Source organism: Patescibacteria group bacterium (assembly GCA_034659915.1).
Taxonomy (GTDB): domain Bacteria; phylum Patescibacteriota; class WWE3; order JAUXAW01; family JAYEID01; genus JAYEID01.
Genome location: JAYEID010000022.1, coordinates 25,100 through 39,806, shown reverse-complemented (window position 1 = coordinate 39,806; position 14,707 = coordinate 25,100). Strand labels below are relative to the sequence as shown.

14 protein-coding genes and 1 tRNA gene are annotated in these 14,707 nt (G+C 42.3%); 4 read left to right on the top strand and 11 right to left on the bottom strand.

Annotation, left to right across the window (positions count from 1 at the left end):
• Positions 1-144: 144 nt before the first annotated feature.
• The 4 genes from U9M98_03725 to U9M98_03710 form a co-directional block, all read right to left on the bottom strand.
• On the bottom strand, positions 145-1,479 hold the full coding sequence (locus tag U9M98_03725; GenBank protein ID MEA2020790.1) for a cold shock domain-containing protein: 1,335 nt from the start codon (positions 1,477-1,479) through the stop codon (positions 145-147).
• A 9-nt stretch (positions 1,480-1,488) separates the two neighbouring features.
• Complete coding sequence (locus U9M98_03720; protein MEA2020789.1) at positions 1,489-2,823, bottom strand: cold shock domain-containing protein; 1,335 nt, start codon at positions 2,821-2,823, stop codon at positions 1,489-1,491.
• A 374-nt stretch (positions 2,824-3,197) separates the two neighbouring features.
• Entirely contained in the window at positions 3,198-3,950 is a 753-nt protein-coding gene (locus U9M98_03715) for an alpha/beta hydrolase (GenBank protein MEA2020788.1), read from the bottom strand.
• Between the two features lie 368 nt (positions 3,951-4,318).
• On the bottom strand, positions 4,319-4,885 hold the full coding sequence (locus U9M98_03710; protein MEA2020787.1) for a hypothetical protein: 567 nt from the start codon (positions 4,883-4,885) through the stop codon (positions 4,319-4,321).
• A 121-nt stretch (positions 4,886-5,006) separates the two neighbouring features.
• Between U9M98_03710 and U9M98_03705 the strand changes: the two genes are divergently transcribed.
• Positions 5,007-5,786, top strand: coding sequence for a hypothetical protein (locus U9M98_03705; GenBank protein MEA2020786.1), 780 nt, complete (start codon positions 5,007-5,009; stop codon positions 5,784-5,786).
• A 16-nt stretch (positions 5,787-5,802) separates the two neighbouring features.
• On the opposite strand, the gene U9M98_03700 is transcribed toward U9M98_03705, so the two are convergent.
• A complete protein-coding gene (locus tag U9M98_03700; GenBank protein MEA2020785.1) occupies positions 5,803-6,450 on the bottom strand; it encodes a hypothetical protein in 648 nt (215 codons plus the stop codon).
• A gap of 95 nt (positions 6,451-6,545) precedes the next feature.
• Here U9M98_03700 and U9M98_03695 point away from each other — a divergent pair, with 95 nt between their 5' ends.
• Complete coding sequence (locus U9M98_03695) at positions 6,546-7,502, top strand: FAD-dependent oxidoreductase (protein ID MEA2020784.1); 957 nt, start codon at positions 6,546-6,548, stop codon at positions 7,500-7,502.
• 10 nt (positions 7,503-7,512) lie between these two features.
• On the opposite strand, the gene U9M98_03690 is transcribed toward U9M98_03695, so the two are convergent.
• Complete coding sequence (locus U9M98_03690) at positions 7,513-8,487, bottom strand: hypothetical protein (GenBank protein MEA2020783.1); 975 nt, start codon at positions 8,485-8,487, stop codon at positions 7,513-7,515.
• 230 nt (positions 8,488-8,717) lie between these two features.
• Here U9M98_03690 and U9M98_03685 point away from each other — a divergent pair, with 230 nt between their 5' ends.
• Together U9M98_03685 and U9M98_03680 are read left to right on the top strand one after the other, a co-directional pair.
• Positions 8,718-8,972 (top strand): GIY-YIG nuclease family protein, encoded by a 255-nt coding sequence (locus U9M98_03685; protein ID MEA2020782.1) that lies wholly within the window; start codon positions 8,718-8,720, stop codon positions 8,970-8,972.
• A tRNA-Gln gene (locus U9M98_03680) sits at positions 8,973-9,046 on the top strand.
• An 89-nt stretch (positions 9,047-9,135) separates the two neighbouring features.
• On the opposite strand, the gene U9M98_03675 is transcribed toward U9M98_03680, so the two are convergent.
• The 5 genes from U9M98_03675 to U9M98_03655 form a co-directional block, all read right to left on the bottom strand.
• Positions 9,136-10,398 (bottom strand): recombinase family protein, encoded by a 1,263-nt coding sequence (locus U9M98_03675; GenBank protein ID MEA2020781.1) that lies wholly within the window; start codon positions 10,396-10,398, stop codon positions 9,136-9,138.
• Positions 10,399-10,460: 62 nt separating this feature from the next.
• The gene (terL, locus tag U9M98_03670) at positions 10,461-12,005 is read right to left on the bottom strand and encodes a phage terminase large subunit (GenBank protein MEA2020780.1); all 1,545 of its coding nucleotides are present in this window, start codon (positions 12,003-12,005) and stop codon (positions 10,461-10,463) included.
• Positions 11,995-12,432, bottom strand: a complete 438-nt coding sequence (locus U9M98_03665; protein ID MEA2020779.1) for a phBC6A51 family helix-turn-helix protein — start codon at positions 12,430-12,432, stop codon at positions 11,995-11,997. The genes terL and U9M98_03665 overlap by 11 nt, the downstream gene beginning before the upstream one ends.
• Positions 12,419-13,204 carry a site-specific DNA-methyltransferase gene (locus U9M98_03660; protein MEA2020778.1) on the bottom strand — a complete coding sequence of 262 codons (786 nt, stop codon included), beginning with the start codon at positions 13,202-13,204 and terminating at the stop codon, positions 12,419-12,421. Before U9M98_03660 ends, U9M98_03665 begins: the two co-directional genes overlap by 14 nt.
• A complete protein-coding gene (locus U9M98_03655) occupies positions 13,179-14,480 on the bottom strand; it encodes a DNA methyltransferase (GenBank protein MEA2020777.1) in 1,302 nt (433 codons plus the stop codon). The genes U9M98_03660 and U9M98_03655 overlap by 26 nt, the downstream gene beginning before the upstream one ends.
• Between the last annotated feature and the right edge of the window lie 227 nt (positions 14,481-14,707).

The following is a 14,707-nucleotide window of genomic DNA, read 5'->3' as shown; positions in this document are numbered from 1 at the left end:
AGCTGATTGCTCACAAACCATACGGATTAACCGTAACGAATTGGTTTGCTCGCTCTCAGCTCTTAGTGTCACTCACCACTTTCTACCAAACGATCTGGTAAAAAATGTTTTTGAACTAGGCTGGAGTGACAGCCTGTTACTTTCTTATGCAAGTTCCAGCATCATTTCGGGACGCTGGTTTTTCTGAATGGGAACTTTGCCGTTCCCTTCTGCAACATAGCGCGGGATTCCCTCTCGCTGCGCTACCTGGGAAACAAGCTCCTCCATCTCCGCAGCTTCAGCTTCATTAAGTCGTTCATTGATGAGGCGTGCCCGTTCCAAAAAGTCGGGGAGTTCCTCAGAAGACAAGTTTCTACCACGCGCACGCGCGTCTATCTCTTGCGCGAGTACCACATAGTCTTCATGGAGCTCCGGACAACAGCGGAACGACCTTTTGGAAAGCTCTACGAGCAGCTCACAGAGTTGCTCGCCCACAGAGGGTTCGGGATCCTCGATTTCTTCAGAGATTTGTTCCTCATCTTCAGAAATCGAGTCTCCGTCATCCGGCCCAAAAGCCATCTGCTCCTCATAATCAGGGGCAACGTACTCAGAAACAAGAGATTGCTCGCCTTGCTCCTGCTCAGTCACAGGCTCCTCCTGCTCCGAAGGCGCGTCACCGGCGAGGATTTCCTCCTCGGCCTGCCTACGGGCCTCCTCCAAAGCCTCGAAAAGCTCGCGAAGTCTCTCGTAAGAAACCTTGCGCTCTTCCGAAGCAATGTCGAGCATTTGAATAGCCTGTTTCTGAGCCTCATGAACAGCCTCCTCAGGCTGATCATGCGCAAGGCTCAGGCGTTTCGCTACCTGCATAGGTTCAGCAAAAGCCCCTGGGCTTTCAACGTAACCCGAAGAAACGACTTCAGCCGCCGCTGTAGCAATGACTTCCGTCACCACTGCCTCTGCGGCTGCTTTAGCGGCACTTAGCGGTCGGGGAGGCTCTTTGGACACAAAGTCTCGAGCCTCAGCAAGCTCCTTCGAGTCTGGAGCAATAGCTTCTGCCTGGACAATAAGAATCCTTGCCCGCGCATCCCAATCCAGCTGACCTTCTTCCCACGCACGAGCTACAAACCCGCATATGTTAAAGGGCTCTGGCTCGGGCTCTTCGGCTTTGGATTCCTCCTCCACGTCAAGCTCCCGAACGTCACGGGCCTGAGGCTTTCCGTCTTCGCTCCAAACTAGCTGGAACGAAACAGGCGTGCCCTCTTCAAACTCAAGGTCACTATCCGCCAAGTGCTGACGGGTGAAGAACACATCGTTCTCCCCCTCCTGCACCTCACCAATGGGTTCGCCAGCTTCGCAAACCACGCTGTCGCGCTTAACGAAACCGAAACCCTTCGTGCTGTCGAACCACTTGAGCTTGCCCCTGGCCAAAGTGCCTTCAGGCTCTTCAGCAGCTTCCGATGACTCTTCAGCTTGCTGAGCAGACTTCTCCAGAATAACCACCTGGACAGCCTACCAACCCTTCTCGCTTTGAGCAAGGCCGAATTCGACCTTGTCACCGCGCCAAAGGGAGGCACCGCTAACCTGAGACGCGTGAACAAACAAGTCCTCCTCATCAGTAGCGATCCAACCATAGTTTTTGCTATGGTCAAACCACTTAACAGTGCCCGACATGCGCACTGTGCGCACATCCTGCGCTTGAAGCCCCTGCAGGGTCACTACGACTCGCCCAGCATGGACCTTCTGCCCAGCCACCAAGTCGGTGCACACTTGATTCTCGTGTACAAAAACCTGGTCACGAATGCCGACACAGGAAAGGAATCCGTACGGCTTCTCGTCCCCATCAAACCAGATCACTCTGGCGGGAACGTCTTGCTTATAGGTAACGTCGGCCCCCTCTTTGGCAAGGCTCTTCGCCTTGCATAACTGACAAGTGCCAGCCAAGTGTCCCAACTTGCGAGCCATTCCGCTCTCAGCAAGCCGATCTACTGGCTCACCGCAGGCACAGAGGTGAAGATCAAGTCCTTCACACACATAGCCTGACAGCTGGACCATAGACTGGGCGCATTTACGGCAAACCTGCATGCTTTTCTCTGTTTCAGGAAGGGTAACCTTCCATTCAATAGCCCTCTCAGGCTCGCCGTTGCCGTCCCACCCGCAGCGCGGGCAGCGTTCTACAGCTTCCGTCTCTTCGACCTCACTTTCTGCGGACTCTACCGCAGAATCCACACCCTCCTGCTTAACTCCCAAGGCTTTCTCGTCTTCCTCGAGAGCTTTTAGCCCTTCTCCCAGGGCAATGAGTGCAACCTCTGGACTCTCATCCAGTACCTCTTCTGCCTCGCTCAAAGCCTCTTGCGCCGCCACTGTCCAGGCCGAAGCATAGCCAGCAGGCAACGCTTCGAGGACCGAACGAATCTTAGCCCTAGCAGCATAGGCTTCCACCTTTGCAGCGCGCTTGGAGCCGATTCCGTTGATCTCCTGCAATTCTCCTTGATTGCAGGCTTCCAAAACATCGTCAATTGTTTCCAAGCCATTATCAACCACCAGGCCTGCCACATGAGAACCGATCCGGTCCTCAAGCACTTCAACAAGCATCTTAGCCATTCTTATACCTCCGGGGTAATTTCTTTGCCAACCATGGCAAAGTAATGTAAATACAGTTCCTAATCCCAGTGTGGGTTCCACAATAGCTTTCACTATTGTAGCGTCAGAGTCCCCGTTAGGTCGGGCATTTTTCCACTCATCCATTCCCCAAACATCTAGGGGTCTGTCCCTATGGATAGGGGACCTTACCTCCATATACACTCCTTCTCTATACAAAGCCTTGTCAAAGGCTGACTTAATCATTTCCAAATAAGAACAGATTATTAAAGTGCCTTGCTATACAAAAAGCTCTGCTTCAAAAAGTTAAACTAACTTTCCAAAGCAGAACTTTCTTCAACTAGTCTTTTAATTGTTCTCTCCAAGTGCGCTAGATTTTTATTAAACCCTTTTCTTACCTTCTCGAGCAAGAAAAGGCAATTAAGAGCGCATGCCCCATAACTACACCTGTGTCCAATATTATAACACAATTATTATAAGTCTTCACATGCTCTAGTACTTAACTGTAGATAAACCTACTTTTAATAGTCTTACAAACCTATACTTTACTTTTAATAAATGAAAAACTTGCTTTTAATTCTAACCATTCGAGGATAGTACATTTTAGTTAGATCAATAATTCAAGTTTCAGAAGAAAACTCTCGGATATGTGATGCAAACTTTTGTGGCTCAAAAAGGCAATTCTTATGTTTACCAGAAACTACTCTTAACTCAGCAGTTGGAATACTTGCTGCAAGCTTTTTTCCGTAGCTTAGAGGTAATACATCATCTTCTTTTCCCCATATAACCAAAGTTGGTTTTTCAAAATTTCCAAAGTCTGGGTGCATGCTTTCCACACACTTTTTAGCTGTCTTCATCTTCTCAAAAATGTCTGGGGCGTTCTTCCTAAACCACGCCCTAAGTAAATCTGATGTTTGCTCTCTTTCCAAAACACTCTCGTAACTTTTAGCAAAATCTTGAACAACGCGAACTAAAAGTTCGCGAAAAGTACAATCTAGAGGTATACCTAAAGAGTCAATAAGTACCATTTTTTTTACACGTGTGCTCTTACTTGCCAAATGTAAGGCAACCCCACCACCAAAAGAATGACCAACCACCAAAACATTACTAAGATCTAAACTTTTAAGAATTTGAGAAAAATAAGAAGCATAGTCAGAAAAATCCCACGGCTCTGGTGGAGTGTCTGATTCTCCAAAACAAGGCAAATCAGGTGCAACAACTAAAAAATCTTTCGCTAATTCTTCCAGCGTATCTTTATAAACCAATGCCCAGCCCCCACCACCATGAAAAAAGAGTAGGGGAGTCCCTTCCCCCACAGTATAATAAACAGTTTTTACGCCAGCATATTCGAAAATAGATTTCTCAAACTCCACTTCCCATATTGTACCACCTTGTACCCCTAAACCACGAAAGCCCTATCCTTACAGGAATATTTAGTCCTTAGGACTAAATATCGTTGTCCTAATAGGTAGATCTTTTTTAAATTCTCAACAAAATTAAAGCCTTCATTTTCGTATGAGAACCAAGGCTTTGTTCTAGTCAAACCACTTGCATAGAACAACCTCAGAAAAGCCTCTGATGTACTAAAATACCAACACGCTGACACAACAACTGTAACCCAACTAAGTTGCTATTCCAACCCAGGGTTGGAAAAATACTATAAAACAAGATAAAAAAAAAACCGCTGGCTTACGGGTGGTAGTAACTTGAAACCACAAGCCAACGGTTCATTATTCTTTTACTAACAACTTGACTTCGGTTGGTTTTTTATACCGTATTCCCAACACAAAGCATTAAAAGCCCTGCGTACCTCTGAGCCTTCAATCCCCAGTTCCTGAGCCAACCGTAAGGAAAATCGGTCCAAGATCCCACTAGCAATATCCTGAGTAATAAATTCCAGAAAATCGCTCAGGGATCGTTCAGGTGCACCATTATAAGTACCCACTAATTCTACCTTCATAGGGGTACTAGCTATTGCTTGCCTATATGAGCGCAAACACAGTAGTGACAAAGTACCTTGAGGTGCCCCCACCTCTTCGATACAGGACAACAGAGCTTTCATCACACGACCCTGCTCCATCCGCATATTCCTTGCGAGTTCTCTCGAAAACAAAGAACCAACCGGGCCTGCCAATACTGATAGAAACTTAAAAAAATCAGCACAGGCACACTCTTTCAACTCAATGTCGAGAAACCCGTCGTTCTCCATTGTGGGGCCAATACTCCCCTCCAAGATACCAACATATCTCCCTGAAAAGGCTAGTGTTATCTCCGCATCACGTTCCAAAAAACCTAATCCTCTAGCCACCGTGCACCCCCTTTACTGTGAAGTAGTTATTCGATTACCAGCCTAAATATATTATAGCACAACAAAACAACTATAACTTTCAATATCGCCCCAAGGTACAACTAAATGTTAAAATACAAATATGTATAAAGCTCTGAACATCTACAAGCCAATGGGGACAACTCCGTATCAGATAGTGAAAAAGTTAAAAGAAGAACGGACAGAATACGCCGAAAGCACAATTAGTTATGCCGGGCGGCTGGACCCCATGGCGGAAGGGGTTTTAATCCTCTTAATAGATAAGGAAAATAAAAAACGCGAAGAATACCAAAGCCTAGATAAAGAGTATAAATTTAAAGTATTGTTTGGACTAGAAACAGATACGTACGATCTTCTAGGCATGGTGAAAAATGAACCCAGAACTTCCGAAAATGCTCAAGTTTCAATAAATAAAGAATTAGTCAAAGACTACATTAAAAATCTAGTTGGAAAAAGAAAACAAAAGTACCCCCCGTTTTCCTCCTACCGCATAGATGGAAAACCGTTATTCCAGTGGGCAAAAGAGGGCAAGATAAACGAAATAAAAATTCCAGAAAAAGAGATTATCATTTTCGAAAGCCACTTTTTAAAAAGCTATAAATTAGAAGCAGAGAAACTAAGAAATCTTGCTATTAGTTGCATTTCAAAAGTAGAAGGCAAGTTTCGACAAAAAGAGATTATCAAAAGATGGAAAAATTATTTCAGAAAAAGTAGGGTAGAAGAATTTCCCGTAATGCAGTTCAAAATAACATGCTCTAGTGGAACTTATATTCGAGGAATCGCAAACAACCTAGGAAAGTTAACAAGTACAGGCGCATTAAGCTTACATATAAAAAGAACCAGAGTAGGGAAGTACAAAATTAAAAATGCGCAAAAACTGTAGCTAAAAAAATATATGGTTAGAAGTCTAAGAAGTACTTAATATTTGCTTCATTCCGCAAACCAGAAAGCCACTGTTGAATTTGCTCGTTTGCCTTCTGATTTTTGATCATTTCTCTAATCTGAGGCTCTACCTCTACTTTTTCTGCATCCTCACCAAATAACGACTGGTTCTCCTGCCAATATTGATCTACCTCATCCTGGGAAACTGAGACATCAGAACTAGCTAACTCCTCAATAACCTTTTGAAACCTCAGCTCTTTTATCAAATCTTCACGATTAAAACCCTGCTGACCCAAAACCTGATCCAAATCTTGGCCCTGTTGCTCTGCAGTTTTCTCAATCTCTGCTAGCTCCAAACTTACATCAACAGAATTAAGGGAAATATCTTCTTCCTCAGCTGCCTGCTCTACCAACTTCCTAGTTACTAGATTGTCCAAAGCTTGCTGTCCATAAGATCTTTCCAACTCACGAATTAAGGCTAATCGAGAAATAGCTTCGCCATTAACTCTAGCTGCGACAATATCACCGCGAAAACGGAAGTACAAAGCAGCAATCAATACAATGGGAACTAATGCTAAAGGAACAATTGGAGGAAGTTCCAATATCTTCTTTTTTAAGCTGTTCTTAACTTGCCTAAAATCAACCACGGGATAATGGTAACACATACCCTAATTTTTTCAAAAGGGTACTGCATTATTAACTTACAAGAACTTTGTTCTTTCCTAAAAAACATTATGGTATAGTTAAATATACAAATAAAATGAATAACGCTACACCTCAAGAAAACCTCTATGACCTAATTATTATTGGCGCTGGTCCTGCGGGATACACAGCTGGAATTTATGCCACGCGTTACCGGATCAAAAATCTCGTTATTGGTAAAAGCCTTGGTGGCTTAATTACAGATGCACACAAAATATGTAATTTTCCAACAAGAAGAGAAATCGGGGGTAGCGAATTAGCTAAACAAATGAAAGAGCATCTAGAAGAAGAAGGTGGTACTGTAATTCAAGACAGAGTAGAAAAAATAGAAAAAAACAATTCATTTTTCAAAATAAAAACATCGCAGGGAACGGATTACCAAACAAAAACTGTCCTTATTGCTACTGGGACTAAAAGAAGAAAACTTGGCTTACCCAGAGAAGAAGACTTTCTGGGAAAGGGTGTTTCCTACTGCGCAACTTGTGATGCAATGTTTTTCAGAAATAAAAGAGTTGCAGTAGTAGGAGGATCGGACGCAGCACATACCGCTTCTTTAGTACTAGCTGACGTAGCAAAAAAGGTTTTCCAAATATATCGCAGAGACCAGCTACGAGGTACAACAGCGTGGGTTGAACAGGTAAAAAATAATCCAAAAATAGAGGTAATCTATAATACTAATGTAACAGGGCTACAAGGAAAAAACAGATTAGAAAAAATAAACCTTGATAAGCCTTACCAAGAAAAAAATAACTTAGAAGTAGCGGGATTGTTTATTGAAATTGGATCTGAACCAGAAACCACTTTGGACCAAAGTTTAAACTTAGCCAAGGATAGTAGCGATTATATTAAAATAAACTCAAACCAATCAACAAACATTAACGGAATCTACGCTGCTGGAGATATAACCACAGGCTCAAATAAATTTAGGCAAGCAATTACAGCATGCGGAGAGGGTGCTGTTGCTGCAAACAGTATTTACAAATATTTAAAAACCTCAAAAGATAGATCTAAATAAGAGAAGATTATTAGCCAACGGAGAGGATACTGACCAAACGCTGAATAAGGCTTTCCCTAACTCCTAACAGTTCCCCAGTTTCAGCAGAAACAACTACAACCCGATCTAAGGTAACATCAAAAAGACCAAATAGTTTCTTTTGCTTTATTCCTGGTATTTCGTAAGCTAACACACCCTCGCTTGTTTGGGTCAGCTCAATCTCACTTTCTCCTGCTCCTTCTGTTAAAACACCAGGCTCAGTAGCTTCAAGAGAACTAGCTGGTGTAGACTCTTCTGCTGTCGGAGTTGACTCTAGCGTAGTTTCTAACCAATTTAAAGCACCTTTACCACCAATCTGATCCAAAACATTAGCTGCTAACATGTTTTCAACAGCTTCATCAGGAAGAACAGTAACTACTTTTTCACCGGAGGGCGTAGTTACAATTAATTCATTTGAATTCAGATTAACAGAAAGTGGAAAGTGAGTTTTTGCAGCAGTCCTATTGCGAATAATCTCATATGAAACCCCATCTGACCTTATCGTAGTCCTACCCCGCAACCAGTGATCTTCCACTTCTAATTCCGCACTAGAAGTACTTTCTTCTGATCCACCTATTTCCTGAACTTTAAGACGATTATCCTTAGCATGTTGAAGCTTGATAATATTAGACCTAGCCGAAGAAGTAGATTCACTTCCCAAACCCGGAGGTGCTTCCCGCAAAATTATTCGCTCTCTAGGCGTACTCTTTTGCTGACCCGGTGCAGACTCGGCGGAATCCGAGGTTTCTCCATCCTCATCCTCCTCTAGATCTTCCTCTGCAGAATCTGCCCTATCTAATCCAGGAGGTGTCTCAAAAGGCTGTGCCAATACATCTCCTTCCACCTGATAAATAAGATTGCCAAAATTATCAATAACCAAAGCAGCATTAACTCTGCCCGCACCAAAAATCAAAAAAGGAAAGATTCCAAATGTTAGACCCAGAAGAAAAGCCTGTTTTAAATTCATAGATAACTGTAAAAATAGTTGCACAGAAAAGAAAAGAAGTCAAGAAAAGTTATGTTTTGAAAAACAAAAAACTCCACAAAAGCGCCTAAATACGTTATAATTATTATACGTTGCTGGGTCGTCTAATGGTAGGACAGCGGCCTCTGCCCAGTACCAGATCAAAGATCGGTACTGGGCAGTCCAGAACCGAATTTATTCTGGTTCTGGACTGAAGCTCTCTTAACCAAGTTATGTTCTACGTTTATGTTCTTTACGACAAGCAAAAGTTTTATATTGGTTTTACTGCAGATTTGGAACAACGTCTTAAAGATCACAAACGGGGAAAAGTTCATACCACAAAAAGATATAATCTTGAAAAATTAAAATTAATATACGCTGAGATGTTTGTATCGGAAAAAGATGCTAGAAGACGAGAGCAATATCTAAAAACAACTAAAGGGAGAAAGGGTTTGAGATTAATTTTAAGAGAGACCTTGAAATCATAATGCGGGGTCGTCTAACGGTAGGACAGCGGCCTCTGAAGCCGTCGATCGTGGTTCAAATCCACGCCCCGCAACCATCCTGTGCTTTCGCGCCGAAAGACCAATCCTCCCCATGAGGATTGAGCACCCCGAACCAAAGAAACCCCTTTGTTATCTTATTAACTTCTTATTTAATTTTGATTTTTCGGTTCTGGAGGACTAAATTGAGGTTGAGGCCTTTAACTAGCTTCCGTTTTTCCTGGAGAGTGCCTTTGGTAAGCACATATTTTGCAAAATCAGCGAAGCTTATATCGCAATTTGCATCTTCTTTGTCTAGAACCCCGTTGGCAATCTTTTTGTATTCTAAAAACTTGGCACGTAAAGCTTCTTTTGGTTCCAAATTTTCTTTTCCTAAAGATTCAACAAGGTCGATTAGTTCTTTTATTAAATCTTTCTCGTTAATGTAGGGTTCTTTACAATCGTAATCCCGCGACCGACTGCAATGGTAATAAACGTGTCTGTTCAGCGTTCCATCCTTAAGCTCCTTAAATTGTTCCTCCCCAATAACACCCCCGTCACACCCAGCACAAGTAAACAAACCTTTGAACGCAAATTTCTTACTTCCCCATTTTGTCTTTCGAGGTGTTTTCAGTTGGTCCTGCACCTGATCGAATAGCTCTTCTGAAACTAAAGGTTCATGTGCTCCTTCATACCAATTACCACCGTATTCGAATTCCCCGTAGTAAAAGGGGTTTTTAAGCATTGTATATACATAGCTAAGCGCGATTTCATTTCCATTGCGAGATGTAAATCCAATTTTGTCGAGCCACCTCTTTATAGTTCTTCCGCTGTGCTCGTATTTCGCTACCCGCTTAAACATTTCTTTGATAATTGGCGCACGTTCGGGGTCCACAACAATATCTTTCACTCCACCAAAAGATCGGTTGTAGTAGCCGAGTGGTGCTACGCCCGGCCGCCAACCCATTTCACACTTTGCTCGGATTCCTCTCTTAATGCTCAAGGCACGATTATCATTTTCCAGCTTTGCTTGACTACAGAGGATCATCAACAAGAACTTTTCGTTGGGATTGTTGCCAAAGCTTTGTGAAAATGTTCGTATCTGTCTAAGTGCCCCACCGTCCATTAAGTCAACTAACCTTCCCAAATCCCCCGCATTTCGGCTCAATCTGTCCGGTGACCAAGTTAATATACCATTAAAGGTTTTGTTTGTTAAATCTTCGAGAATCCCGTTAAAAACAGGCCTCTGCCCGGAAACTTTTGCCGAGTGGCTTTCCCTTCTAATCTCTTTCACGTTCAAGCTATTCTTTTCTGCCAGCTCTCCCATTTCTTTAATTTGAGAATCTATTGACATTGCCTGCCGCTCGTCGGATTCGCTTGATTTCCTTGCGTAGAGGCAATATTCAACTTCTTTTTGCTCGCCAGTTTCCATTGCAGGGGTAATGATACCGCTAAGGTTCTAAATATCCAGAGCTTTATGTAGTCTGGGAGAAATTAGAATACTTTGTCCCTAATATTCCCAAATCCGACCGGACCCTCTCCTAGTTCTCTCGGATTAAAAATCGGATTACGTAATCCAATAATTAGGCCCCCACTGCTATTACTATCCGATTCAATTATTTTGTTCATCAAGATAGAAAATGCATCTGCAAGATCATCATGACGCTCAATCCCAAAACCAGTTAATTGCTGGATCAACAAATCAGCACCTCGTTTAGGGAACAGCACTTTTCCAGACTGGATGTAGTCCGTGACAAGCGACAAGCGTTCTCGTTTATCTCTTCCGGCCACTTTTCTTCCCTCTACGCGCAAGCCCTTTAATTTTAACTGATGCGTTAAAGCTTCCTGGTAACCGGCATGTTCAACCAAAATCAATGGCCGTCTGCTGCCAATTTGGATCTGCTTTGCCAAGTTCTGAACCTCTTTACAAGTATCCGGAAACTGTAACCGTTTGTTAACCATATGAGGTAATAAGTAAACACGCATGTCCTCACCAAATCCGTAAATATAAGCAGAAACCATAGCGGTAAAATCCGCTGAGTCTTTTTGTGATATAGCCAAATCAACAGCTGCAATTGCTAAATGAGGTAATTCTTCGCTTTTATTTGGTAAAGAGTTGTATTTCCGTATCCAGTCTCTTCGCACTAACACATCTGCGGTAGGAACAATTCTCAGTAAATATTCTCTTTCCCACAATGCAGATTCTCCAACCACTGCTTTTTCTTTTTCAATTGCATCTTTGTTTTGGAATTTATCCGGCCAAAGAGTTTTTCCCCCAGCGTCCACTAGCGGATATGCTTTGAATTCTCCAGTCCTCTCGTTATTAACAATATCGCTTTGAAGTCTATTTATTAGCGCATCCTCATGCAGTAAATTTCCAACAACTACGATTTTTGTTTTTAAGTCGCCAGCAGGAATGATGTCACCAACAAACCAGTTATAAGTTCTGTCTCTATTTTCTCTAAATCTAACAGAATTAGAGTCTTCAACATCATCACAAACAATAAGGTCAGGTCTAGTTTGTTTATGCCGAATCCCGCGCACATTTTCGCCACTAGAAATGGCTGAAATTCTAGCTCCGTATTTTGGTAACACTAGTGTTTCCGAACGCCATTCGTCCGCAAATTCTTCAAAAGGTCCAAAATCGCTAATCAAGAGCTTATTGTTTTCAAATTCTGATTTTATATTACCTAATAGCTGTCGAGCTTGCGGCTGTGTTTGTGCAACCAAGAGCGGATACTTACGCTGTTGTTTGCCCAATATTGCCCAAATTGGGTAACTGAGGGACATAATAGTTGATTTACCAGAGCCTCTGAAAGCAACAATCACAGCTAAACGCACATCGTCATCTTCAGTCAGTGCAAACATTTCTTTGTGGAAATGCGCAGGTTTATACGTAATGTAGTGAGAAAAGTAGGTGTAGAAAAACCAAAAATGGCTTTCCTTAGCTAGTTGCTTTCTAAACTGCGCGTCCTTTTCTATTAGCTCTTCTAGTTCTTTAAACTCTTTTTCTGTAATTTTTAATGGATTACTTTTCATGCGTGTTATCCTCCTCTGCTTCTGGCAATGCTAATCTAATTGCTTTTTTCATTAAGTCTTTTTGCTCAGCTGTTAATTCGTAGTGTTCGTGTCTTATTTTTCCAGCTATTTCAATACGCGTGGAATAATCTACGTGGTGATGCTTAAGCCAGTAAATTATGGCGGTCATATTTCTATCTCGAATTGCAGCCAAAAGTTGCGACTCCGCCATGTCGTTTACCAACTGAATACCTTCCCGTTTTGCTTCTTCCGCTTCTTCAGCAAAGTTCTTGTCCTCTTTACGCCAACGGTAATAAGTTGCCCGGCTAATGCCCACCTTCTCCGTAGCCACTTGGATTATGGGAGTTTTTTTGAGTTGCTCTAGAAGCAATTTCTTATTTTTGATAATTCTCGCTTCTACAGTTGTTAGTTCTTTATCTTTTATCATTGGTTACCTCCTTTAGTTTCTCTGCTTTCGCTCCGGTTAACTTTTCCCAACGCTTAATAATCGTTGCGCAATAAGCAGGATCCATTTCCACCATCAAACAGCTTCTTTCGGTATGCTCGCAAGCAATCAAAGTTGAGCCTGATCCACCAAAAGGATCATACACAGCCTCACCAATTTCTGTGCTGTTAAGAATCAAGCGCCTTAGCAAAGAAACAGGTTTCATAGTTGGGTGCAATTTGCTTTTCGCTGGTTTGGGGTGGAAAAGCAAACTTTTGTCCTTAGATTTCATGAATTTGTGCACTCCGTACCAACCGTAGGCAATTAGCTCGTGTTGAGGAAGGTAATCTTTCCTTCCAATAACAGGCTGACTCTTAATCCAAATTAGAAGTTGTCCGAACTTGAATCCTGCACCAATAAGGCCGTCGTGCAAGGAGAAAATCATTTTGTCGGAATTAAAAATGTAATAAGCGTTCTTTCTTTTTAGGTAAGGAACTGCGGCCTCTAGCCATTTTTTGGTAAAGTTTTGATATTCTTGCGGTGTATCTATTGCGTCGTTCTTAATTTTTCTGCTAACACAAGGTTTCCGGCCAATAGCGTTTTTGCTTTTTACATAGGAAACTCCGTAGGGCGGATCGGTAAGAATCAATTGAATCTTTTTTCCTTTCAGAAACTTTTTTATTTGATCAACTTCCAAAGCATCCCCGCATAACAAACGGTGCTCACCAAGTTTAAAAATGTCTCCGGTTTTAATTGATAAGTCTTGCTTTTTCATTAGAAATCCTTTCAAATCTGCGAATTATCAAATCGCAAAATATTGGTTCAATCTCCATCAAATAAGCTGTTCTTTTAAGTTGTTCACAAGCGATTAGGGTTGACCCCGAACCGCCAAAAAGGTCCAGGATAACGTCCCCCGGCTTTGTACAACGCCTGAGAGGCTTTTCGTGTAGTGTTGGAGGCTTTTCGTGTAGTGTTGGAGGCTTTTCTGTTGGATGCTCGTAATCTTGCGCGGGTAGTCTTTTTGTGAGCCAAATATTTAAATAATCCTCAATGTCGTCCAATAACCTGTTTCCGGAACCTACTTCTTTGTTTAGAACTTCAGTCAGGTTTCTGATTTTCTCCGAAAGAAAAGGTGAACCAATTGTTCCGTAAACACAAGGTTCATAGGCCTTGTTAAAGGCAATTTGCGGAGTTACATTTTGATTATTTTTGATCCAAAGGCATACTCTTTTCAAGCTTATTCCAAGCTGGGCATATAACTCCTGAATTAAACCGATGTAATTCTCATCGCACCAGGTAAAGATATGAGTATCTTCTTTGGCAACGCTAAGCGAGTTCTGCAATGCCCGGCGAATGAACTCTGTATATTCCTCCCTTGTTTTATCATCCTTAGTTTTGGTTCCTCCGTATTTACCGCTGGTGCCAATACCTTTGTTATAATCAAGAGAAATGTTATATGGCGGGTCGTTGTAAATCATATCTACCTGGTTATCTGCAACGAGTTTCGCAACGTGCTTTGCATTAGTTGCATCGCCACAAAACAGTTTGTGCTTTCCCAGCTGGAAAAGCTGTCCTGGTTTAGTTTCCGGTTCCCCAAGCTCTTCCAACTCTTTTTCCGTATCAAAATAATCGTCCTCAATTTCCAAAACGTCGTCCCAAATATCACTAAGATCAGCGTCATCAAAACCAACATCCAAAAGAGCGCCAATGTCAAATTCCTTTAGAAGTTCCAAGTCCCAATCTCCGGTATTCCTGTTAAGACGTAGATTAAGCTCTTTTTCCCGCTCAACATCAGGGATATTAAGATAAACAACGGGAACCTCCTTTATATCCAGCTCCTTTGCTATATGAAGCCTAAAGTGGCCACCAATAACCACATTTTCCCGGTTTGGTGCGGAGTTAACGATTAATGGATCTACCAGCCCAAACCTTTCAATACTTTCAGTAAGGTGCGCTACTGCTGAATCCTCCCACTGCCGCGGGTTATACTCAGCCGGGTTAAGCTCTTCTGCTGGAACGTATTCAACTTTAAGATTTGTCTTATCGATCATGGTTTACCTATAAAAAAAACAGGAAACTGAGCTTGCGCTCAAAAATTTCCTGTTACAAGTTACAAAGTATTATTAAATTTTAGGTAATTGGTTAATTAGTTACTGCGTTCGCACACATACTACTCGGCAGTGACTCTATAATACACGATCCCCCTACACCTGTCAAATTCGCCTAGGCTCTCCTGCGTTTAATGTGGTTATTTTCGAGCTTTTGGTTGTGATTAGGG

Excerpts from the sequence above, each read along its gene's own strand:
- terL (MEA2020780.1), bottom strand. The coding sequence starts at position 12,005 with ATGAAAAGTAATCCATTAAAAATTACAGAAAAAGAGTTTAAAGAACTA.
- U9M98_03665 (MEA2020779.1), bottom strand. The coding sequence starts at position 12,432 with ATGATAAAAGATAAAGAACTAACAACTGTAGAAGCGAGAATTATCAAA.
- U9M98_03700 (MEA2020785.1), bottom strand. The coding sequence starts at position 6,450 with ATGTGTTACCATTATCCCGTGGTTGATTTTAGGCAAGTTAAGAACAGC.
- U9M98_03675 (MEA2020781.1), bottom strand. The coding sequence starts at position 10,398 with ATGGAAACTGGCGAGCAAAAAGAAGTTGAATATTGCCTCTACGCAAGG.
- U9M98_03705 (MEA2020786.1), top strand. The coding sequence starts at position 5,007 with ATGTATAAAGCTCTGAACATCTACAAGCCAATGGGGACAACTCCGTAT.
- U9M98_03720 (MEA2020789.1), bottom strand. The coding sequence starts at position 2,823 with ATGATTAAGTCAGCCTTTGACAAGGCTTTGTATAGAGAAGGAGTGTAT.
- U9M98_03685 (MEA2020782.1), top strand. The coding sequence starts at position 8,718 with ATGTTCTACGTTTATGTTCTTTACGACAAGCAAAAGTTTTATATTGGT.
- U9M98_03655 (MEA2020777.1), bottom strand. The coding sequence starts at position 14,480 with ATGATCGATAAGACAAATCTTAAAGTTGAATACGTTCCAGCAGAAGAG.
- U9M98_03690 (MEA2020783.1), bottom strand. The coding sequence starts at position 8,487 with ATGAATTTAAAACAGGCTTTTCTTCTGGGTCTAACATTTGGAATCTTT.
- U9M98_03695 (MEA2020784.1), top strand. The coding sequence starts at position 6,546 with ATGAATAACGCTACACCTCAAGAAAACCTCTATGACCTAATTATTATT.
- U9M98_03660 (MEA2020778.1), bottom strand. The coding sequence starts at position 13,204 with ATGAAAAAGCAAGACTTATCAATTAAAACCGGAGACATTTTTAAACTT.